We start from the raw sequence: 20,040 nt of genomic DNA on the forward strand, positions 1-20,040 counted from the left end.
GCAGCCGCTGCCCGGGCCGCGGCGCCAGCCAGTCCATCATCGCATCCTTCCAGATGCGGTGGATGCCCATCGACATGGCGTCGTTCATCACGTCGTATTTCGACGCCACCGACCCGAAGACGCCGCGCACCCGGCCTGCCTTCTCGCTTTCGGGGATATCGGTGAAACCGAAATGCGTGGTTTTCTGGGTGTTGTCGCTCATGGGTCTTGCCGTCCTGTTGCTGCATCTCCTTATAGAGCGCGCGGCCCGCGCTGCAATGCGGCCCCGTGACAAGGAGTGAGAATGCCCGAACTGCCCGAAGTCGAAACCGTGCGCCGCGGCCTCGCCCCCGTGATGGAGGGCAACACCATCGCGAAGGCCCTGGTCAACCGTCCCGACCTGCGCTGGCCTTTCCCCGAGCGCATGGCCGAGCGCCTCACCGGGGCCCGGGTCGAGCGGCTGCGGCGGCGGTCAAAGTACATTCTGGGCGATCTCGACAGCGGCGAGACCCTGCTCATCCACCTCGGCATGACCGGGCGGATGCTGGTCTCGGGCGATGCGCTGGGGCGGTTCGTGCACGACCACCCTGCTCCGGAAAAGCACGATCACGTGGTGCTCGACCTGGCCGACGGCGCCCGCATCACCTTCAACGACCCGCGACGTTTCGGCGCGATGGACCTGATGCCCACGGCGACGGCCGAGCAGCATCCGCTGCTGGCGGCGCTGGGGCCGGAACCGCTGGGCAACGCGTTCAGCGAATCCCACCTCGTGGCGGCGCTTTCGGGGCGGACGATGCCGATCAAGTCGGCGCTGCTCGACCAGAAAATCGTCGCGGGGCTTGGCAATATCTACGTCTGCGAGGCGCTTTATCGCTGCGGGATTCATCCCGGACGTCGCGTCAGCAGAATTTCCGCGAAACGCATCGCCTCGCTCGTTCCGGTGATCCGGCAGGTTCTGGAGGAGGCCATCGCGGCGGGCGGCTCGAGCCTGCGCGATTTCCGCCAAGCCGATGGCGAGCTTGGATATTTTCAGCACAGCTTCGACGTCTACGGGCGCGAGGGCGCGCCCTGCCGAACGCCCGGATGCACGGAAACCGTCCACCGGATCGTGCAATCGGGGCGCTCGTCCTTCTACTGTCCGAGCTGCCAAAGATAGCTTGATCGGTCCGGTCAAGCTGTTAAGGCTGCGTTTTGACGCTAACGGACGGGAGCCCGAAGTCATGGCCTATGAGACGATCATCGTCGAAGTAGAGGACCACGTCGCAACCATCACCCTCAATCGCCCGGACGCCCTGAACGCCCTTAACAGCCATCTTCTGTCAGAGCTGGCGCAGGCCCTCACCGAGGCGGACGCCAACGACAAGGTGCGCTGCATCATCCTGACCGGCTCGGCCAAGGCCTTTGCCGCAGGGGCCGACATCAAGGAGATGTCCGAGAAGAGCTTCGTCGACATGTTCCTCGGCGATTTCTTCCAGCCGACGGTCGATGCTGCCGCGAAGGTGCGCAAGCCGATCATCGCAGCGGTCAGCGGCTACGCGCTGGGCGGCGGCTGCGAGCTGGCGATGATGTGCGATTTCATCATCTGTGCCGACAACGCCAAGTTCGGCCAGCCCGAGATCAACCTCGGCGTGATCGCCGGCATCGGCGGCACCCAGCGCCTGACCCGCTACGTGGGCAAGTCCAAGTCGATGGACATGCACCTGACGGGCCGGTTCATGGATGCGGAAGAAGCCGAGCGCGCCGGTCTGGTGAGCCGCGTCGTCCCCGCCAAGCAGCTGATGGACGAGGTGCGCACCGCGGCGGACAAGATCGCCGAGAAGTCGATGATCGCCACCATCGCGGCCAAGCAGGCGGTCAACCGCGCCTACGAGACCACGCTGACCGAAGGTCTGCTGTTCGAGCGCCGCGTGTTCCACTCGCTCTTCGGTACCGAGGATCAGAAGGAAGGCATGGCCGCCTTCCAGGAAAAGCGCAGCGCGCAGTTCCGCGACCGCTGATCGCGCAGGCGACACTGTTTTGAGCGGCCCGCCGGATCGGCGGGCCGTTTTGCGTTTCCCGACCGGGATGTCGCGGGCCGTGAGCGGGCCCCGATCCGGCCGGGCTCAGGTCATGTCAGGATTGCAGGGCGCCGCGATGGCTGCGGATGGCCGCCTGAATGGCGCGCCAGTCGCGCGCCTGGGTGGCGTTTCCGCGCTCTTCGCTTTCGCGCACCTTCTGCGCGGCTTCGATCTCGGCCCGGTCGCCATGGGTGCGGTAGAGCGCCTGCGCGTACTCGGTGATCTGCATTGCGTCCATCTCTGACTCCTCCCTTCAGTGAGAACACGCCCGCCGTGACGGGAGCCCGACTATAGGGAACTGAAAGCGATTCTGCGACCCATGGCGCGTTTCGGGCATTTGGGCTTTGCTTTTCCGAGATTCTGCTATAGGTGCCGCCGCTACATGCGCGTGATGCCCGCTTTGGCAAGAATCGGTCCCGACACAGAGTCCGGGTCAAGGCGGTATTGCGCACTCCAGATACCATAGACCCGAGACAGACAGGACAGATCATCATGGCAAATTCGCCCCAAGCCAAAAAACGCGCCCGCCAGAACGAAAATCGGTTCGCGGTCAACAAGGCCCGCCGTTCGCGCATCCGCACCTTCCTCCGCAAAGTCGAGGAGGCCATCGCCTCCGGTGACAAGGACGCCGCAGTCGCCGCCCTGCGCGCCGCACAGCCCGAGCTGATGCGCGGCGTGACGAAGGGTGTCTTCCACAAGAACACCGCGTCGCGGAAGATCTCGCGCCTCGCATCGCGCGTCAAATCGCTCGGCTGAAAAGCCACACACTGCGAATATCTCTAAGGCGAAAGGCACCACAACCAGTGGTGCCTTTTTTCGTTCCTCCACCCATTAATTGATCAAAGAGATTCTTTTTCGGTAAACTCCGGAGTCAAGTTTGAAGATCGGTTGCCGCTGTTCACGCCGAGTTGCTAATTTCAACAGGCGAGTCACATTGCTTGGGGGGACAGGCAAGCGGATCAGCGCCACGCATTCCAGTGGCGTTTGAAGCCGCGTCTTCGGCAGTCTGCTGTCACAGCTGTCGGAACAGGGCGCAAGCCCTGCCAGTCCGAACATATACAAAGCGCGGAAAGCGCCAGCCAAGCCACCTTTGCACAGGGGAGCAAGGGCGGTAGCGGCGTTGTTTCCGGTCAGGGGTGCGTGTCACCCCAGCCCATGCTTCCACGGCATGGGGCAGCCGAGTATTGTCAAGCGACGTGCTTCGCGGGGCGCCACGCGCAGGGCGCCCCGGGACGACGAGTCGAGCACATGGCAAGAAGCTTTCGGAGCGGGGACAGAATGACGAAGGAACAATGGGGCGCGTTGCAGGACCAGTTGAGCAGCACGATCGGGGAGAACAACTACAAGACCTGGATCCAGCCGATCGAATTCCACGGCATCGAGCCCGGTGGCATCGCGGTCTTCAATGTCCCGACGAACTTCATCGGCACCTACGTGTCGCAGAATTTCGGCGAGCTTCTGCTGGCCAAGCTGGCATCGATGGATTCCGAGATCAGGCGCCTGAAGTTCCAGGTTGCGAACGTCGATACGCGACCGTCGCAGCAGCCGCGCCCGGCTCCGACCGCGGGCTCCGCCGCGTCCACGCAGACGGCGACCGCGACCTCTGGGGACGTGCTTCCGGGGGCTCCGCTCGACGCCCGCTTCACCTTTGACAGCTTCATCGTCGGCAAGCCGAACGAGCTGGCCCACGCCGCGGCCAAGCGCGTGGCCGAGGGCGGCCAGGTGACCTTCAACCCGCTCTTCCTCTACGGCGGCGTCGGCCTCGGCAAGACGCACCTGATGCATGCGATCGCATGGGACCTGCGCAACCACCGTCCCGACCTGAACGTGCTCTACCTCTCCGCCGAACAGTTCATGTACCGCTTCGTCCAGGCCCTGCGCGAACGTCGCATGATGGACTTCAAGGAGCTGTTCCGTTCGGTCGACGTGCTCATGGTGGACGATGTGCAGTTCATCGCCGGCAAGGATTCCACCCAGGAAGAGTTCTTCCACACGTTCAACGCGCTGGTGGACCAGAACAAGCAGATCATCATCTCGGCCGACCGTGCCCCCGACGAGATCAAGGACCTCGAGAACCGCATCCGCTCGCGGCTCCAGTCCGGCCTCGTCGTCGACCTGCACCCGACCGACTACGAACTGCGCCTTGGCATCCTCCAGTCCAAGGTTCAGAACTACCGCCTGCAATACCCGTCGCTGCAACTCGACGACGGCATTCTCGAATTCCTCGCGCATCGCATCTCGACCAACGTCCGGGTGCTCGAGGGCGCGCTGACCCGCCTCTTCGCCTTCGCGTCTCTTGTCGGCCAGCCGATCACCATGGAGCTGACGCAGGATTGTCTCGCCGACGTGCTGCGCGCCTCGGACCGCAAGATCTCGATCGAGGAGATCCAGCGCAAGGTGGCCGAGCATTACAACATCCGTCTCTCGGATCTCATCGGCCCGAAGCGGGTGCGCAACTTCGCGCGTCCGCGGCAGGTGGCCATGTACCTGTGCAAGCAGCTCACCGCCCGCTCGCTGCCCGAGATCGGCCGCCGCTTCGGCGGGCGCGACCACACCACCGTGATGCACGGCGTCAAGCGCATCGAGGAACTGCGCACGCAGGACAGCCAGATCGCCGACGACGTCGAGCTGCTGCGCCGCGCGCTCGAAGCCTGAGTCCCTGTCACAACACATCGAGCCGGGGCCGCGAAACCGTGGCCCCGCGGCCTTGACGGCACATTGAAACCATCGGATCAATCGCAGAAACAACGCTTGGAGCGGCTAGCGCATGGCGCTAGGCTGCATCTCCGGCATCGCGGAGGGTGAGGGATGAAAGTCAGTATCGAACGCGCGACACTGCTCAAGGCAGTGAGTCAGGCGCAATCCGTGGTGGAACGGCGCAATACCATTCCGATCCTCGCCAACGTCCTGATCGAGGCCGAGGGCAACACGGTGACCTTCCGTGCCACCGATCTCGACATCGAGGTCCTGGACAAGGCGCCGGCGCAGGTCGAGCGGGCAGGGGCCACGACCGTGTCGGCGGTGACGCTGCACGAGATCGTCCGCAAATTGCCCGACGGGGCGCTGGTGCAACTGTCCGAGGACGGCGGCGCCGGACGTCTCACGGTGACTGCGGGACGGTCGAACTTCAACCTCGCCACCCTGCCGAAGGAGGACTTCCCGGTCATGGCCTCGTCGGAATACGCGACGAACTTCACCGCCAAGGCCGAGGTGCTGCGCAAGCTCTTCGACAAGTCGAAATTCGCCATCTCCACCGAAGAGACCCGTTACTACCTGAACGGCGTCTACATGCACATCGCCGACAGCGAAGAGGGCCGGGTGCTGCGCTGCGTCGCCACCGACGGCCACCGCCTTGCGCGCATCGACGCGCCGCTGCCGTCGGGCGCCGAGGCCATGCCGGGCGTGATCGTGCCGCGCAAGACCGTGGGCGAGCTGCGCAAGCTGCTCGACGAGGACGAGATGGACATCGCGGTGTCGGTTTCCGAGACCAAGGTGCGTTTCGCCACGCCCGACATTACCCTGACCTCCAAGGTCATCGACGGCACCTTCCCCGACTATTCGCGCGTGATCCCCACCGGCAACACCCGCCGGCTCGAGGTCGATGCGAGCGAGTTCGCCAAGGCGGTGGACCGGGTCGCGACCGTCTCGTCCGAGCGGTCGCGCGCGGTGAAGCTGCAGCTTGACGAGGACCGGCTGGTGCTCTCGGTGAACGCGCCCGACAGCGGCGCCGCCGAGGAAGAGCTGGCCGTGGCCTATGGCGACGACCCGCTCGAGATCGGCTTCAACGCAAAGTACCTGCTCGAGATCGCGAGCCAGGTGGATCGCGAGAACGCGGTGTTCATGTTCAACTCGTCCGGCGACCCGACCCTGATGCGCGAGGGCAGCGACACCAGCGCGGTCTATGTCGTGATGCCGATGCGGGTGTGAGTCGGGGCACCCCGTCCCCGAAGCCTCGCACCGCTTGGGAGCCAGCCGTCTCGTGTCCGGACAAGACTGAGGGACAGGCACCGCGCCTGTCTTTCATCTGTCTGGAGATACTCGAAAAAACACCTTCCAACATGCGCCAGGCACCTCCATGAGCCTGCATCTTTCCTCGCTCGCGCTGTCGCATTTCCGCTCGCACCGTCGCGCGGAAATCGCGGTGGATGCGCGTCCCGTGGCGATCTACGGGCCGAACGGGGCGGGCAAGACCAATCTCATCGAGGCGGTGTCGCTGCTGTCGCCCGGGCGCGGCATGCGGCGTGCCGCGGCGCAGGAGATCGCCCGCCGGCCCGAGGCCCTGGGCTGGCGCATCGGCGCGGAATTGCACGCCCCCGACGGGGTCCACGAGATCGACATCCGTGCCGAGGCCGGTGCCGCGCGGCAGGTCTCGATCGACGGCAAGCCCGCGCCGCAGACGGCGCTGGCGCGGATCACCCGGGTGCTCTGGCTGGTGCCCTCGATGGACCGGCTCTGGATCGAGGCGCCCGAGGGCCGCAGGCGGTTTCTCGACCGCATGACGCTGTCGTTCTTCCCTGACCACGCCGACGCCTCCCTGACCTACGAAAAGGCCATGCGCGAGCGCAACAGGCTGCTCAAGGACCAGGTCCGCGACGCGCATTGGTACGCGGCGCTCGAAGGGCAGATGGCGCAGGCCGGCGCGCAGCTCCAGTCGAACCGGCAGGCGGCGCTGGCACGGCTGGCGCAGGCGCAGGAGGGGGCCGAGACGCAGTTTCCCGCCGCCGAACTCGAGCTGGTGTCGACCGAGGCCGACATTCCCGAGACTGCCGAGGGCCTGCGCGCCGCGCTGTCCGAGAGCCGCTTCCGCGACATGGCGGCCGGGCGCACGCTGATCGGGCCGCACCGCGCCGACCTGCACGGGGTCTTTGCCGCCAAGGGCGTGCCGGCCTCGGACTGCTCCACAGGCGAGCAGAAGGCGCTGCTGATCTCGCTGATCCTCGCCAACGCGCGGGCGCTGGCCGCCGACCTCGGTGCGCCGCCGATCCTGCTGCTCGACGAGGTCGCGGCCCACCTCGACGCGGGCCGCCGCGCGGCGCTTTACGACGAGATCTGCGCGCTGGGGGCGCAGGCCTGGATGACCGGCACCGGACCCGAGCTCTTCGGAGAGCTCGGTGCCCGCGCACAGCGGCTCGAGGTGCGCGAGGAGGGCGGGCAATCTTTCGTTGAAAACCCGCTCAACTGACACCAAATCTTGTGTCATCTGCGTGACATTGCAGGGCTTTCCCACTATAAAATCCACAAACAAGACAGAGGATGGCTAGATGGCCGAACCCGCAGGCGCGCCGCAGGAATACGGCGCGGATTCTATCAAGGTTCTCAAGGGCCTGGAAGCAGTGCGCAAGCGTCCCGGGATGTACATCGGCGACACCGATGACGGCTCGGGCCTGCACCACATGGTCTACGAGGTCGTGGACAACGGCATCGACGAGGCTCTGGCAGGCCACGCGGATTTCGTTCGCGTGAAGATTCATGCCGACAACTCGGTCTCGGTGCGTGACAACGGCCGCGGAATCCCGGTCGACATGCACCACGAAGAAGGCGTCTCGGCGGCCGAGGTCATCATGACCCAGCTGCACGCCGGCGGGAAGTTCGACCAGAACTCCTACAAGGTTTCCGGCGGTCTGCACGGCGTGGGCGTCTCGGTGGTGAACGCGCTCTCGGTCTGGCTCGAGCTGCGCATCTGGCGCAACGGCAAGGAGCACTACGCGAAGTTCGAGCACGGTGAGACCACCGAGCACCTTCGCGTCGTGGGCGAGGCTCCGGGCGAAAAGGGCACCGAGGTGCGCTTCCTCGCCTCGACCGGTACCTTCTCGAACCTCGACTTCGACTTCCACACGCTCGAAAAGCGCCTGCGCGAGCTCGCCTTCCTGAACTCCGGCGTGCGCATCATCCTCGAGGACGAGCGCCCGGCGGAACCGCTGCGGATCGAGCTGCACTACGACGGCGGCGTGAAGGAGTTCGTGAAATACCTCGACCGCTCCAAGCAGCCGATGATGCCCGATCCGATCTACATGACCGGTGAGAAGGACGGCATCGGCGTCGAGGTCGCGATGTGGTGGAACGACAGCTACCACGAGACCGTGCTGCCCTTCACCAACAACATCCCGCAGCGCGACGGCGGCACCCACCTCGCGGGCTTCCGCGGGGCGCTGACCCGGACGCTCACGCGCTACGCCACCGACAGCGGCATCGCCAAGCGCGAGAAGGTCAACTTCACCGGTGACGACGCCCGCGAAGGCCTGACCTGCGTACTCTCGGTCAAGGTCCCCGATCCCAAGTTCTCGAGCCAGACCAAGGACAAGCTGGTTTCGTCCGAGGTACGCCCGGCGGTCGAGAACCTTGTGAACGAGAAGCTGACCGAGTGGTTCGAGGAGCACCCGAACGAGGCCAAGATCATCGTCGGCAAGATCGTCGAGGCAGCGCTGGCCCGCGAGGCCGCCCGCAAGGCGCGCGAACTCACCCGCCGTAAGAACCCGATGGACGTCAACTTCCTCGCCGGCAAGCTCAAGGACTGCTCCGAAAAGGACCCGTCCAAGACCGAGCTCTTCATCGTCGAGGGTGACTCCGCAGGCGGCTCGGCGCAGACCGGGCGCGACCGTGGCACGCAGGCGATCCTGCCGCTGAAGGGCAAGATCCTGAATGTCGAGCGGGCGCGGTTCGACCGGATGCTCGGCAGCCAGGAGATCGGCAACCTCGTTATGGCGCTCGGTACCGGCATCGGCCGCGACGAGTTCAACATCGAAAAGCTGCGGTATCACAAGATCATCCTGATGACCGACGCCGACGTCGACGGCGCGCACATCCGGACGCTGCTGCTGACCTTCTTCTACCGGCAGATGCCGGAGCTGATCGAGGGCGGCTATCTCTACATCGCGCAGCCGCCGCTCTACAAGGTGAGCCGCGGCAAGTCCGAGGTCTACGTCAAGGACCAGGCGGCGCTCGACGCTTACCTGATCGACCAGGGCATCGACGGCGCGCATCTCACGCTGGGCAGCGGCGAGGTCATCGTCGGACAGGACCTGCGACGCATTATCGACGAGGCACGCCAGCTCAAGCGCGTGCTCGACGCCTTCCCGACGCATTACCCGCGCCACATCCTCGAGCAGGCCGCCGTGGCCGGGGCCTTCGTGCCGGGCGCCGTGGATGCCGACCTTCAGGGCGTGGCCGACCGGGTGGCGCAGCGGCTCGACCTGATCGCGGTCGAGTACGAGAAGGGCTGGACCGGCCGCATCACGCAGGACCGTGGCATCCGTCTCGCGCGGATCCTTCGCGGCGTGGAAGAGGTCCGGACGCTGGACGGCCCGATGCTCCGCTCGGGCGAGGCGCGCAAGACCGGAAGCTTCACGCAGGCACTGCAGGCGATCTACTCGACCGCCTCCACGCTCGAGCGCAAGGATCGCCGGCAGGCCATCTACGGCCCGCTCGGCCTGCTCGAGGGGATCCTCGAGGAAGGCGAGAAGGGTCTGGCCCTGCAGCGCTACAAGGGACTGGGCGAAATGAATCCGGGCCAGCTCTGGGAGACGACGCTCGATCCCGACGCGCGCACGCTGCTGCAGGTGCGGGTCGACGACCTGACCGAGGCCGACGACATCTTCACCAAGCTGATGGGCGACGTGGTGGAACCGCGGCGCGAGTTCATCCAGCAGAACGCGCTCAGCGTCGAGAACCTCGACTTCTGAGCCCCTGCGGGCCGGAGGCATGAGACAAGGGAAGGGCGGCGTGCAGGGACTGCGCGCCGCCCTTTGACTTGGTCAGGTTCATGGCGCGGGGCAGGGGCCCCGGGTCCGGGGGTCAATGGCCGCCCGAGAACACCAGTTGCTGCACTGGCATGAACAGCATCCGCAGTCGCAAACCGGCGGCATGCACCACGCCGATGGTGTCCACCACGTGCAGGAAGATCTTCCGGCCGGTGGGCAGCGTCTCGTCCTCGAGCTTGGCATGGTTGTCGGTGTAGAGCATCACGATGCAGCTGCTGCCGGGCGGGACCCGGCTGGCCTCGCCGGGGTAGAGCGGCTCGAGATAGGTCAGAACGCTGCCCGGGCGCACGTTGTCCTGCGGATCCGCGAGCCGGTCGGTGGGCCGGATCTGCCCCGCCGGGATCACGTCCTGCACCTGCGTCACGACCATTGGGATGATGTCGAGGGGTTTGGACATGCAGCCCATCTCGCCGACCATCCCGGTGTGGATGACCTGCGCCGCGATCTGGCTGAAGGCGGCCTGGAAACGGTTGCGGCCCGACTCGGTGGGCACGAGGATCCCCGCGGGCCTCGCCAGCGGGCTGATGAAATCGCCGACCTGCAGGCCGAACTGTTCGATTTGCCCGTCGATGCCCGCGATGATCACCGTCTTGTCGAGCTCGGCCTGCGCCAGCGCCACCTGCGCCTTGGCGCTTTCGAGCCTGGCGGGGATGACCTGGTCGATCTGCTGCTGCGCGCTCTGCTGCTGCAATTCCGCCGCCTGAAGCTGCGCCTGCCGCTGGTCGACGAGGTTCTCCAGGCGCTCGATCTCGGTCAGCCGGACGGCGCTGGAGCCCTGATCGCGCAGGGTCTCGTTGCGCTCGAGTTCCTCCTGCGACTGGGTCAGGGCGGCGCGGGCCTGCGCCACACCCGCCTCGGCCAGCGCGAGATCGGTCTCGGCGATGGTGGCCGAGACCTCGGTCTCGACCAGCTGCGCCCGCGCCGCGTCGAGTGAAGCGCGCTGCGACAGGCCGTCGAGCTCGATCAGCGGATCGCCTGCCGAGACGATCTGGTTGTTCGAGACGTGGATCTCGGAGACCCGGCCGCTGACCTGCGGGAGGATGGTGACGGTACGGAAGTAGGAGTTCACGGTCAGGCTCGCCGGGTGGTAGTAGAACAGCACCGTGATCAGCGAGATGGTCAGCATCAGCCAGATGGTGAGGCCCCAGCGCAGCTCATACCACATGGAGAAGAGCGTGATTTCGTGCCCGATCCGTTTGCCCTGACCGTAGCGGCGGAACAGGTAATCGGGCAGCAGCGAGACCAGCGAACAGAGGATCGCTTCGAGCATCGGATCAGCTCTCCTCTTTCGGTGCGTCGGGGGCGTGGGGGTGTCCATGCCCATGATGCCCGTGGGCAGGCGCGGGTTCGGGCGCCTCGGCGACGGGCTGGGGCTCTCCCAGTGCCTTGGCCTTCAGCGCGGCCAGCGAGTCGGCGATGGATTCGATCGGGGTGAGCAGGTCGGGTACCCGGAACCCGGCCACGAGGATCGCCGCTGCCCAGAACAGGTTGTTGTGGGTGAACAGCGCCAGCAGCGCGAGGATCCCGACGATCTGAAGCTGCGGATGGTTGCTCTTGTGGGCCATCCGCTCGGGGATCGCGTGCAGCGTGAGATAGAACACCCCGAGCGCGGCGACCAGGATGATCCCGAAGATCGCCATCGCCGTGAACAGGACATCGCTGCCGTCGGCCCCGGCCACGTAGCCGGGGATGTGATGCGGCGCGAGCGGATGGATGGACGATTGCTCCACCGAAGACCCCCGTGTGCTGCGGAACCACGGGCATTTAGGCACAGTCACGGGGGCGTGATAAGCTTTTTCTCGCCAGATCCTGCACTTAAGAGGTTTTGGCGTGATCTGGATGCTACTTACACGGGAGTCCTGCCTCGGCCCCCTGTCGCGCGATGCTCTCGGCGATCAAGGCGGGCGTGTCGGCCCAGGCGATGAAGGGCGGCAGCGTCGGGCCCTCGAAGCCCGCGGCGGCCAGCGCGGCGGGCACGTCGTCGCTCATGTGACCGGATTCCTGCGCGAAATAGGGCAGGCAGACCGCCTGCGACAGCCCCTGTGCAACGTCCTTGAGGAACGGCGGCTGCTCGATGAAGCCTGTGCGCGTCGCGGTGAAACCGAGACCCGCGTGCAGGGTCTTGGCGAAGGCATAGGCACTGTCGGCACTGGTGCGCGACACGGCGCTGCCGTGCGCGGCGACGACCAGCGCCGTCTCGGAGGCCTGCCAGCCGCGCGCCGCGAGGAACGCGGACAACTCGCGCCGGGCGCAGGCCTGGAGCCCGGGCTCAACGCCGAAGGGTTCGAGCATCCTTACCCCCAGCGCGCGGGCCTTCTTTGCCAGAACCTGTCCGGTGAACCAGCCCCGCGCCATGAAGAACGGGTAGATCAGCGGCTTGCCCAGCCGCGCGATCTCGGCCTCGAGCTTGCCGGTGGTGGCAAGCGTGGCGCTGCCGATCTCCCATCCGGGCATCCGGGATTCGACCCTCACGGCCAGCGCCCGCAGCGCGGCCTCCTGCGAGGGCGGGTCGGATGGACTTCCATGGGCCACGATCACTGCGGACAGTGGGGGCGTCGGGGGCTCGGCCATTTCGTCGGCGACTCCTTGCAGCTGCTTGATTTGTTTTTGTTTGTGCTCGTTGGCGTAAGGGAGGGCGACGCTCGGCAGCGTCTGGATTGATGCTAGACGATTCGAACGGGTCCGTCGCCGGACCTATCCGGATTTTTGAAGATGCGTCTTGAAAGCTGCCTTTTCAACAGGTGATGGAACCGCGTGCCCCGCCGGGACGTTGAAATGGGGTTCATCCAGGAGGCCATCGTGCAGTCCCAGCGCACCGTTTGCGTCATTCTCAACGAAAGATCCGGAGACCACGCGGAAGGCGACCGTCGCGCCAGGATCGCGGCATTGCTGGGAGAGGCCGGGCTCAATGCCAAGGTGGTCGCGCCGGACCGCAACCAGGACCTGACCGAGGCCGCCCGTCGTGCACTGCGCCAGAGCGGCGCCGACATGCTGGTCGCCGCCGGCGGGGACGGCACCATTGCTGCAGTGGCGGCGGCGAGCCATGACGAGGGCGTGCCGATGGGGGTGATCCCGCAGGGCACCTTCAACTACTTCGCGCGCGGTCTCGACATTCCCGAGGACATGGAAGGCGCCATCGACGTGCTGGCCAATGGCGAGCTGCACGACATGCCGCTGGGCGAGGTCAACGGCGAGGTGTTTCTGAACAACGCCAGCCTCGGGGTGTACCCTCTGATCCTTCACCGGCGCGAGAGCATCTACAACCGCTGGGGCCGCTCGCGCATTGCCGCCTACTGGTCGGTGCTGCTCGCGCTCTCGGGCTTCCGCCGCCCGCTGAAGCTGCGCATCGTGATCGACGGGCAGGAGAGGAAGGTCCGCACGTCGCTGGTCTTCGTTGCCAACAGCGCCTACCAGCTCGACCGTTTCAACCTCGACGGCGTCGAGGCGGTGCGGGACGGCAAGTTCGCGCTCTTCACCGCCAAGGGCGAGCGCAGCATCGACCTCGTGCGCACGGCGCTGAAATTGGCGGGCGGCGCGGCCCAGAAGGGTGCCGATTTCGACCTCGTGACCGCCCGCGACATCACCATCCACACCGGCCGTCCCAAGGCGCTTGTCGCCCGCGACGGCGAGAAGGCCCTGATGAAGACACCGATCCGCGTCCGGTTGCGCGACGTGCCCCTCCGAGTCATGGTGCCCCGAAACGACCCGACAGAATGACCCGAATAGCCCATATCTCAGACCTGCACTTCGGACGTACCGATGTCGAACTGCTCAACCCGCTGCTCGCCGCGATAAACGGAGCGCGTCCCGATCTCGTTGCCGTCACCGGCGATTTCACCCAACGCGCCCGTGTTTCGCAATATCGCGAGGCCCGCGCCTTCCTCGACCGGCTCGAAGCGCCGTGGATGGCGGTGCCAGGCAATCACGACGTCTCGCTCGACAATCTCTGGATGCGGTTCATCCGGCCCTACAAGCGGTATCGCGAGCATATCTGCAACGACCTCTTCCCGACCTTCCGGGGCGCGGGGATCGTGGCGGTGGGGCTCAACACCGTCGACCGCTACCGCTGGCAGCGCGGCAAGGTGCGCTGGTTCCAGCTGCGCCAGGCCTGCCGCATCTTCGGCGAGTCCGAGGGCACCAAGCTGGTGTTGGCGCATCACCCGTTCGAGCAGGATGCCGACGTGAAGAAGAGCCTGATGCGCGGGGCCAACAAGGCCATCGAGCAGCTCTCGGATTGTGGCGCGCATATCGTGCTCTCGGGCCACCTGCACCGCTGGCGGGCCGAGCCCTTCCTGTCGCGCAAGAACCGCTCGCAGGTGCTGCAGGTTCACGTGGGTACCGGGCTTTCGACCCGGCTGCGCGGGCAGGAGAACGATTTCGCCCTGCTCGACGTGGCGCAGGACGAGGTGGCGGTGACGCGGATGATCGCCCGCGACGGTGCCTTTGCCGAGGCCGGCGTGCGCCGGTTCGTCTATGGTGACGAGGGCTGGAAGGAGCGCCGCGACACTATGTCCGCGGAGCCGGCGGGAACGGTCAGGGACCCCGCGGCGTTGCGCCACTGAGTCAACAGGAGGGGCGTCCGATGACGGAGCGCGAGACTGACACCGCCGAAAATGCCGAACACGTGGCGCATCCGCGCGACGTGCGTGCCGGGCCCGGAGACGCGGGTGCCGCCGACCGGCCCAGCCATCTTCCCGAGACTGCCACCGATCGCCGCGCCGGGCGCAGTGCGACGCGGCTGTTTCTCGGGCTGCTTCTTCTGGGGGTGCTGGTCGCGGTGGTCCTCGGCTGGGCGGCGATGGGCTGAACAAGGCCGACCGTGCGCCCGGGGGGCTCAGATCACCCCGAGCGCGAAGAGCGGCACCAGCGCCGCGCCCACGATGACGCAGCTTCCGAACAGCGCGAAGATACCGTCGCGTGCCAGCAGTGCCGTGGCGATCAGCATCACCGCGCCGCCGAGCAGCGAGGACGAGAACGGCACGATCTCGAGGAACGGCATCGCTGCGCCGCATAGGAAGCACAGCAGTTGCAGCCATTTGGAGAGCGGGGTCGCAGTCAGCACCCGCAGCCGGCGCTTGGAATGCTTGTCGAGCCAGTTGCTCACCACGCGCAGCTTGCCCACCGCATTGTGGGCCTTTTCGCTGTCGATGCGGCGGCGCATCAGCACGTCCGGCAGCCAGAGGTGACGCCGGGACACCAGCATCTGCGCCGAGATGAAGGCGATCGCCAGCCCGCAGGCCGAAGAGAACAGTGGAATCCCCGAGAGCGGCGAGACCACCAGCAGAGCAGGAACCATCAGCGCCGGCAGGAACGAGCTCTCGCCGAATTCCTCGAACAGGTCCCGCAATGTGAGGTCTTCTGCTTCGGTCACCCTGGATAGTCTGTCGACGATCTGCCCGACGGGCCCGTGCCCTTGTTGCGCCGCGGCTGTCATTTGGTGCGGGTCTCCTGTTCCGATCGTTACTCAATGCGCGGGGCCCGTCCGGGTTCCGTTGCAACAGCCTATAGCAGATCAAAAAAGAGGCGGGCAGAGGGCTGGGCATGGTGCTACCGTCCGCCGGGTTGCCGGGCCGAATCCGGTGCAGCTCAAGGGGGGCCGCTTGGCCAAAAGCCGCGGACAGAACAGCGTCACCTGGAGAGCGAGACCCGGCGTGGTGAGCCGCGCCGTCCTCAGCCACGGGATGATCTTGTCAGCCATTTTCCTGCCACCCACGGCGGTGGCCCTGATCGAGGGCGAGTGGGAACTCGCCGCGATGACCGGCGGCGCTTCGGTGCTCTGCATCGGCGCGGGGCTTGCGGGACGGCGCCTGCCACCCCCGCACGACCTGCGCGCCATCGAGGCGGTCTGCACGCTGGTGATCCTCTTTCTCTTTGCCGCGATCCTGCCGGTGCCCGCCTTTCAAGTGCTGGGGCTGGGTGTGCTGGATGCGCTCTTCGAATCCGTCTCGGGGATCACCTCGACCGGGCTGTCGGTGGCGGGGGACGTCTACGACTGGCCGGTGGCCGGGCACCTGCTGCGCGGCTGGCTGCTCTGGTGCGGGGGCTTTGCCATCGCCGTGGCGGGCAGCGCGCTGATCCTCGGTCCCGGCAACGTGGCGCAGGCCATGGGCGAGGCCGGCATCGAGGAGCGCGACATCCTCAGTTCGACCCGCGATCAGGCCCGGGCGCTGCTGCGGGTCTACACGGCGATTTCCGTGCTTGCGGTGCTGGCGCTCTGGCCGCTGATGCCCAGCTTCTGGGAGGCGCTGATGATCGCGCTCTCTGCGGTCTCGACCGGGGGCTTCTCGCCGCGCCCGGACTCCCTGGCCTCCTATCCTGTCGCGGCGCAGGTGGTGACGATGGTGGCCTGTCTCGCGACCTCGGTATCGTTGCTCTTCTACGTCTACGCCCGGCGCTACGGGCTCGGGCCGGCGTGGGAGAAGACCAATACCGGCGCTGTGCTGGGCGCGACGCTGGGCGGCGCGCTGGTGGTGGTGGGGCTTCTGCTGCTCGACCGGGAGACCAACCCGATGGTGCTGCTTCAGACCGCGCTCAACTTCATCTCGGGCATGACCACCGCCGGTTTCTCGGTGGCCCCGGTGATGGAGTACCGGCCGCTGGTGGCGCTGGTGCTCGCTGGGATGTTCGTCGGCGGCGGCATCGGCTCCACCGCCGGGGGCATCAAGATCGACCGCGCGGTGCTGCTCGCGAAAAGCGTGCGGCTCACGCTCATCCGCCTGCGCTCGCCCGCGCGTGCGGTCATCCATCTCACCGAACGCGGCCGCGAGATCGAGGAGGAGCGCATCGCCGCCATCGCCGCGATCCTGTCGCTCTACGTGGCCTGCGCCTTCGTGTTCTGGCTGATCTTCATCGCCTCGGGCATCGACCCGCTTTATGCGAGCTTCGAGATCATCTCGGCGCAATCCACTGCCGGGCTCTCGGTCGGAATCTCGGAACCCTCTCTCGCCCCCCATCTCAAGCTCGCGCTGATCGCGGCGATGCTGCTGGGGCGCCTCGAGTTCGTCGCGCTGATCGCGGCGCTGTCTCCCTACACATGGATCCGGAAAAGGAGCTGACCATGCGAGTTGTGATCGTCGGAGCCTCGCGCTTCGGTCAGGCGACCGCCAAGGAGCTGCTGGAAAGCGGTCACGAGGTCGTCCTCGTCGACGAGAACCCCGAGCGGCTGAAGTCCGCGCGCGAGACCCTGGACTGCGGCATGGTGCATGGCGACGGCTGCCTGCCCACGGTGCAGCGCGATGCCTTCGGCGATCATGCCGACGCGCTGGTGGCGCTGACCAACGCCGACGACGTGAACGTGCTGGCCGCCGCCGTCGGCCGCTCGGTCGGCTTCCCGCGCGTGGTGCCGCAGATCGTGCGCCCGGAACTGCTGTCGGTCTGCCAGGAGCTTGGCCTGAGCGACCTCATCACTCCGCACGCCACGGTGGCGCGTTCCATTGTCCGGGTGCTCGAAGACGGCGCCGACGCCGCGCTCGACCTGCGCTACTACAAGGGCGTGCAGGTGCTGGGCTACAAGATCGGCAAGCGCTGCCACGGCTGGACCGTCGCCGATTTCGAGCTGCCCGAGAAGGCGCGCATCATCGGCATCGCGCGGGGCGAAAACGAGGAGGAATTCGTCTTCGACATTGACGAGCTTTGCGAGGGCGACCGGCTGATCATCGTGGCCGCCCCGAAGGCGCACGAGAAGCTCGACGCGCTCTTCGCAGAGCCGCCGGAGCCCGCCGAAAACGGCCTCGCCGAGCGCGGCTGAGAGGGCCCCGGACGGGACGGGCCGGCTGACACAACATTTGGTTCCGAGGGGGCGGAACCTTCGCGCCCGATCCAAGGTTGAGCCGGCATGAAACGATCAGCCACCGCCCCCGATCCAGTGCTGCGCGTCTCGGTGGCGATCATGGCTGCCGGAACGCTGCTCCTTGCTCTCAAGGTAGCAGAAGACATCTTCGCCCCCCTCATGCTCGCCATCGTGGTGGGGGTCATCTTCGCGCCGCTCGCCGACCGGCTCGAACGTCTCGGGCTGCCGCGCGGCGTCGTGGCGCTCGGTATCATCATCGGCATCTTCTTCGCGATTGCGGCGCTCGCCTTCCTCGTAGAGCCCTACATCACCCTCGTCATCGACCGGATCCCCTCGATCAAGTTCGAGCTCGGCAAGCTGATGTTCGAATACCGGGGCCTGATACAGGGTATCGGCGAGGTCAGCGGCGAGATCGAGGACGCGCTCGGCGCGGCGGTCGCCGAATCCTCGGACGCTACCGGCGTGCCGACGATGAAGGACGCGCTGTTCCTCGCACCGGTGATCCTCGCGCAGGTGCTGGTGTTCCTCGGCGGGCTCTTCTTCTTCCTGCTGACCCGCAACGACATCTACCGCTGGATGGCGCACCGCATCGGCTCGGGCCCCGAGACGCCGATGATGCTCGAGCGCTTCTGTGCGGCCGAGAAAATGGTCTCGCGCTATTTCGCGGCGATCTCGGTGGTGAACGCGGGGCTTGGCCTCGCGGTGGGGGCGGCGCTGATGCTCATCGGGCTGCCCGGCGCCGTGGTCTGGGGCATCGCTGCGATGCTTCTGAATTTCGTGCTCTACCTCGGGCCGGCGGCGCTGGCCGGCGGGCTGCTGCTGGCGGGCATCGTCAACTTCGACGGGCTGATGACCTTTGCACCGATGGCGATCTATCTCGGGCTCAACATGACCGAGGCGCAGTTCGTCACGCCCTCGCTGGTCGGGCGGCACGTGCAGATCAACCCGTTCCTGATCTTCGTCGCGCTGCTGTTCTGGCTCTGGTTCTGGGGCCCGCTGGGCGGCATCGTCGCGATCCCGGTGACGCTGATCACGCTGCGTCTCTTCGACATCCTCGGCGACCGGCCTTCGCGCAATCCCGCCGCCCGGCCTGCCTGACCAGCTTACATGTCGCGACCACGGACACGCCCGCCCGGAGACACCGGTGCGGGCGTTGTGCTGTCTGCCGAGACACTGGCGGGACCGGGGAGGCGTGGAAAAAGAAAACCCCGCTCTCCGGGGAGGGAGAGCGGGGTATGGGGTGCGTGTCGCTGAGGGAAGTCGGGACAGGGTGCGACACGCTTAGGGACAGGACTTTCGCGCCCTTGGGATAAGAACGCCCGTCGTCTCAACCGGTTCCCGGGTCTTCAAGAATAAGTTTCACGAATTTTGCGGCGCTTGTTCAGCTCGCCGTTAAGCTGCGCGCCCAGAAGCGTGACCAGCGCGCTGACGTAGAACCAGAGCAGCAGCGCCACCACCGCGCCGAGCGATCCGTAGACCTCGTTCAGGCGGTCGAAGTTGCGCACGTAGGTGGTCAGGACCCACGACCCCAGCGCCCAGCCGAGCAGCGCCAGCACCGCGCCGGGCGTGAACCAGCGCATCCGGGCCTGCCGGCGGTTGGGGCCGTAGCGGTAGAGGAGGGCGATGGCGAAGAACACCACTGCCAGCAGGATCGCCCATTTCAGCATGCTGACCATGAGCTCCACGTGGAACGGCAGACCGAGGAAGACGAAGGTCGCCGGCACGATCACCACCGCCGCGAAGGCGACGAGCGCGGTCAGGACCAGTAGCACGGTCAGCAGAAAGGCCACGGCGAGCCGGCGGATGGCGTTCTCGCGGTGCGGCGTGTTGTACACAGCGTTTAGGCCCCGGATCAGCGCCGCGACCGAGGCCCGCGACGACCAGATCGCCAGTACGATCGAGATCACCGACGCCCATTGCAGGGTCGAGCGGTTGGCGGTGATGAGCGCCGAAATCTGTGTCGCCAGAAGGCTGTAGGCCTCTTCCGGCATGACCTCCTTCACCAGCTCCATCTGCTCGGAGATGACAATGGGGTCGGCCCAGTAGCCCCAGATCGCGATCACGGCCGAGATCGCCGGGAACAGCGAGAGGAAGGCGTAGAACGCGACCCCTGCGGCGATCAGGCCGAGGTTGCGCTCGTCCATCCGCTGCCAGGTGCCCCAGAGCGCGCTCATCCAGTCGCCGAAGGTCAGCTTGACGGCTCTGCGCGGCGCAGGCGGAGGAGGCGCCCCGGCGGGGGCGTCCTCGGGAAGGGAGGTGTCGCTCATGCCTTGAGGATGGGCGGTGCGCTGTCGCGGCGTCAATGCACCAACGCTGCGCGCGCGAAATAACTGACAATTAGAGACAATTTCGCACCTCAACCGGCGCTTAAGCCGAATCCGGTCCCTTGGCGCGGCACGAGGCCCTCTGGGCCCCGTCGCAGCGGCGTCCGAAGCGACGTCGCCCCGTGACAACCCGC

The 20,040-nt window shown here is 66.5% G+C and carries 20 protein-coding genes; 13 read left to right on the plus strand and 7 right to left on the minus strand.

Going from position 1 to position 20,040, the window contains the following annotated elements; all coding sequences use genetic code 11:
* Nucleotides 1–202, minus strand: a 202-nt coding sequence (locus HC022_RS01970) for a class I SAM-dependent methyltransferase (protein ID WP_167451132.1), incomplete at its 3' end; no start/stop codon positions are given.
* 81 nt (nt 203–283) lie between these two features.
* On the opposite strand from HC022_RS01970, the gene mutM reads away from it, so the two are divergent.
* Complete coding sequence (gene mutM / locus HC022_RS01975; RefSeq protein ID WP_167451133.1) at nt 284–1,135, plus strand: bifunctional DNA-formamidopyrimidine glycosylase/DNA-(apurinic or apyrimidinic site) lyase; 852 nt, start codon at nt 284–286, stop codon at nt 1,133–1,135.
* Between the two features lie 64 nt (nt 1,136–1,199).
* Complete coding sequence (locus tag HC022_RS01980; RefSeq protein WP_008886852.1) at nt 1,200–1,976, plus strand: enoyl-CoA hydratase; 777 nt, start codon at nt 1,200–1,202, stop codon at nt 1,974–1,976.
* A gap of 115 nt (nt 1,977–2,091) precedes the next feature.
* Here HC022_RS01980 and HC022_RS01985 read toward each other — a convergent pair whose 3' ends face one another.
* Nucleotides 2,092–2,274 carry a hypothetical protein gene (locus tag HC022_RS01985; protein WP_008886447.1) on the minus strand — a complete coding sequence of 61 codons (183 nt, stop codon included), beginning with the start codon at nt 2,272–2,274 and terminating at the stop codon, nt 2,092–2,094.
* Nucleotides 2,275–2,528: 254 nt separating this feature from the next.
* On the opposite strand from HC022_RS01985, the gene rpsT reads away from it, so the two are divergent.
* The 5 genes from rpsT (at nt 2,529) to gyrB (ending at nt 9,715) form a co-directional block, all read left to right on the plus strand.
* Nucleotides 2,529–2,792 (plus strand): 30S ribosomal protein S20, encoded by a 264-nt coding sequence (rpsT, locus tag HC022_RS01990; RefSeq protein WP_008887011.1) that lies wholly within the window; start codon nt 2,529–2,531, stop codon nt 2,790–2,792.
* A gap of 522 nt (nt 2,793–3,314) precedes the next feature.
* Nucleotides 3,315–4,691: a chromosomal replication initiator protein DnaA gene (gene dnaA / locus HC022_RS01995; RefSeq protein ID WP_040384663.1), complete on the plus strand. Its 1,377-nt coding sequence runs from the start codon at nt 3,315–3,317 to the stop codon at nt 4,689–4,691.
* Between the two features lie 153 nt (nt 4,692–4,844).
* Entirely contained in the window at nt 4,845–5,963 is a 1,119-nt protein-coding gene (gene dnaN / locus HC022_RS02000) for a DNA polymerase III subunit beta (protein WP_008886527.1), read from the plus strand.
* Nucleotides 5,964–6,111: 148 nt separating this feature from the next.
* A complete protein-coding gene (recF, locus tag HC022_RS02005) occupies nt 6,112–7,218 on the plus strand; it encodes a DNA replication/repair protein RecF (RefSeq protein WP_167451134.1) in 1,107 nt (368 codons plus the stop codon).
* 79 nt (nt 7,219–7,297) lie between these two features.
* Entirely contained in the window at nt 7,298–9,715 is a 2,418-nt protein-coding gene (gyrB, locus tag HC022_RS02010) for a DNA topoisomerase (ATP-hydrolyzing) subunit B (RefSeq protein ID WP_008887125.1), read from the plus strand.
* Nucleotides 9,716–9,827: 112 nt separating this feature from the next.
* Here gyrB and HC022_RS02015 read toward each other — a convergent pair whose 3' ends face one another.
* From HC022_RS02015 to HC022_RS02025, 3 genes are all read right to left on the minus strand, one after another.
* A complete protein-coding gene (locus HC022_RS02015) occupies nt 9,828–11,063 on the minus strand; it encodes an HlyD family secretion protein (RefSeq protein ID WP_167451135.1) in 1,236 nt (411 codons plus the stop codon).
* 4 nt (nt 11,064–11,067) lie between these two features.
* Nucleotides 11,068–11,523 carry a hypothetical protein gene (locus HC022_RS02020; protein ID WP_167451136.1) on the minus strand — a complete coding sequence of 152 codons (456 nt, stop codon included), beginning with the start codon at nt 11,521–11,523 and terminating at the stop codon, nt 11,068–11,070.
* Between the two features lie 112 nt (nt 11,524–11,635).
* A complete protein-coding gene (locus HC022_RS02025; RefSeq protein WP_089956452.1) occupies nt 11,636–12,364 on the minus strand; it encodes a CbiX/SirB N-terminal domain-containing protein in 729 nt (242 codons plus the stop codon).
* Between the two features lie 204 nt (nt 12,365–12,568).
* Between HC022_RS02025 and HC022_RS02030 the strand changes: the two genes are divergently transcribed.
* The 3 genes from HC022_RS02030 to HC022_RS02040 are packed head-to-tail and all read left to right on the plus strand — an operon-like array spanning nt 12,569 to nt 14,600.
* Nucleotides 12,569–13,510 carry a diacylglycerol kinase family protein gene (locus HC022_RS02030; RefSeq protein ID WP_167451137.1) on the plus strand — a complete coding sequence of 314 codons (942 nt, stop codon included), beginning with the start codon at nt 12,569–12,571 and terminating at the stop codon, nt 13,508–13,510.
* Entirely contained in the window at nt 13,507–14,355 is an 849-nt protein-coding gene (locus HC022_RS02035; RefSeq protein WP_167451138.1) for a metallophosphoesterase, read from the plus strand. Before HC022_RS02030 ends, HC022_RS02035 begins: the two co-directional genes overlap by 4 nt.
* A gap of 20 nt (nt 14,356–14,375) precedes the next feature.
* On the plus strand, nt 14,376–14,600 hold the full coding sequence (locus tag HC022_RS02040) for a hypothetical protein (RefSeq protein WP_167451139.1): 225 nt from the start codon (nt 14,376–14,378) through the stop codon (nt 14,598–14,600).
* 27 nt (nt 14,601–14,627) lie between these two features.
* On the opposite strand, the gene HC022_RS02045 is transcribed toward HC022_RS02040, so the two are convergent.
* Nucleotides 14,628–15,227: an exopolysaccharide biosynthesis protein gene (locus HC022_RS02045; RefSeq protein ID WP_167451140.1), complete on the minus strand. Its 600-nt coding sequence runs from the start codon at nt 15,225–15,227 to the stop codon at nt 14,628–14,630.
* 220 nt (nt 15,228–15,447) lie between these two features.
* On the opposite strand from HC022_RS02045, the gene HC022_RS02050 reads away from it, so the two are divergent.
* From HC022_RS02050 to HC022_RS02060, 3 genes are all read left to right on the plus strand, one after another.
* The gene (locus tag HC022_RS02050) at nt 15,448–16,848 is read left to right on the plus strand and encodes a TrkH family potassium uptake protein (protein WP_167451141.1); all 1,401 of its coding nucleotides are present in this window, start codon (nt 15,448–15,450) and stop codon (nt 16,846–16,848) included.
* Nucleotides 16,849–16,850: 2 nt separating this feature from the next.
* On the plus strand, nt 16,851–17,540 hold the full coding sequence (locus HC022_RS02055) for a TrkA family potassium uptake protein (protein ID WP_165617034.1): 690 nt from the start codon (nt 16,851–16,853) through the stop codon (nt 17,538–17,540).
* A gap of 87 nt (nt 17,541–17,627) precedes the next feature.
* Nucleotides 17,628–18,680 carry an AI-2E family transporter gene (locus HC022_RS02060; RefSeq protein ID WP_008886941.1) on the plus strand — a complete coding sequence of 351 codons (1,053 nt, stop codon included), beginning with the start codon at nt 17,628–17,630 and terminating at the stop codon, nt 18,678–18,680.
* Between the two features lie 248 nt (nt 18,681–18,928).
* Here the strand turns inward: HC022_RS02060 and HC022_RS02065 are convergent, their stop codons facing one another.
* Nucleotides 18,929–19,849, minus strand: coding sequence for a YihY/virulence factor BrkB family protein (locus HC022_RS02065; protein WP_167451142.1), 921 nt, complete (start codon nt 19,847–19,849; stop codon nt 18,929–18,931).
* Between the last annotated feature and the right edge of the window lie 191 nt (nt 19,850–20,040).

It is taken from the genome of Salipiger sp. HF18, from assembly GCF_011806505.1.
Taxonomy (GTDB): Bacteria; Pseudomonadota; Alphaproteobacteria; order Rhodobacterales; family Rhodobacteraceae; genus Salipiger; species Salipiger thiooxidans.

Bases quoted from the DNA above. Each gene is read 5' to 3' on its own strand.
- mutM (WP_167451133.1), top strand. From the start codon at position 284: ATGCCCGAACTGCCCGAAGTCGAAACCGTGCGCCGCGGCCTCGCCCCC.
- HC022_RS01980 (WP_008886852.1), top strand. From the start codon at position 1,200: ATGGCCTATGAGACGATCATCGTCGAAGTAGAGGACCACGTCGCAACC.
- HC022_RS01985 (WP_008886447.1), bottom strand. From the start codon at position 2,274: ATGGACGCAATGCAGATCACCGAGTACGCGCAGGCGCTCTACCGCACC.
- rpsT (WP_008887011.1), top strand. From the start codon at position 2,529: ATGGCAAATTCGCCCCAAGCCAAAAAACGCGCCCGCCAGAACGAAAAT.
- dnaA (WP_040384663.1), top strand. From the start codon at position 3,315: ATGACGAAGGAACAATGGGGCGCGTTGCAGGACCAGTTGAGCAGCACG.
- dnaN (WP_008886527.1), top strand. From the start codon at position 4,845: ATGAAAGTCAGTATCGAACGCGCGACACTGCTCAAGGCAGTGAGTCAG.
- recF (WP_167451134.1), top strand. From the start codon at position 6,112: ATGAGCCTGCATCTTTCCTCGCTCGCGCTGTCGCATTTCCGCTCGCAC.
- gyrB (WP_008887125.1), top strand. From the start codon at position 7,298: ATGGCCGAACCCGCAGGCGCGCCGCAGGAATACGGCGCGGATTCTATC.
- HC022_RS02015 (WP_167451135.1), bottom strand. From the start codon at position 11,063: ATGCTCGAAGCGATCCTCTGTTCGCTGGTCTCGCTGCTGCCCGATTAC.
- HC022_RS02025 (WP_089956452.1), bottom strand. From the start codon at position 12,364: ATGGCCGAGCCCCCGACGCCCCCACTGTCCGCAGTGATCGTGGCCCAT.
- HC022_RS02030 (WP_167451137.1), top strand. From the start codon at position 12,569: ATGGGGTTCATCCAGGAGGCCATCGTGCAGTCCCAGCGCACCGTTTGC.
- HC022_RS02035 (WP_167451138.1), top strand. From the start codon at position 13,507: ATGACCCGAATAGCCCATATCTCAGACCTGCACTTCGGACGTACCGAT.
- HC022_RS02040 (WP_167451139.1), top strand. From the start codon at position 14,376: ATGACGGAGCGCGAGACTGACACCGCCGAAAATGCCGAACACGTGGCG.
- HC022_RS02045 (WP_167451140.1), bottom strand. From the start codon at position 15,227: ATGACAGCCGCGGCGCAACAAGGGCACGGGCCCGTCGGGCAGATCGTC.
- HC022_RS02055 (WP_165617034.1), top strand. From the start codon at position 16,851: ATGCGAGTTGTGATCGTCGGAGCCTCGCGCTTCGGTCAGGCGACCGCC.
- HC022_RS02060 (WP_008886941.1), top strand. From the start codon at position 17,628: ATGAAACGATCAGCCACCGCCCCCGATCCAGTGCTGCGCGTCTCGGTG.
- HC022_RS02065 (WP_167451142.1), bottom strand. From the start codon at position 19,849: ATGAGCGACACCTCCCTTCCCGAGGACGCCCCCGCCGGGGCGCCTCCT.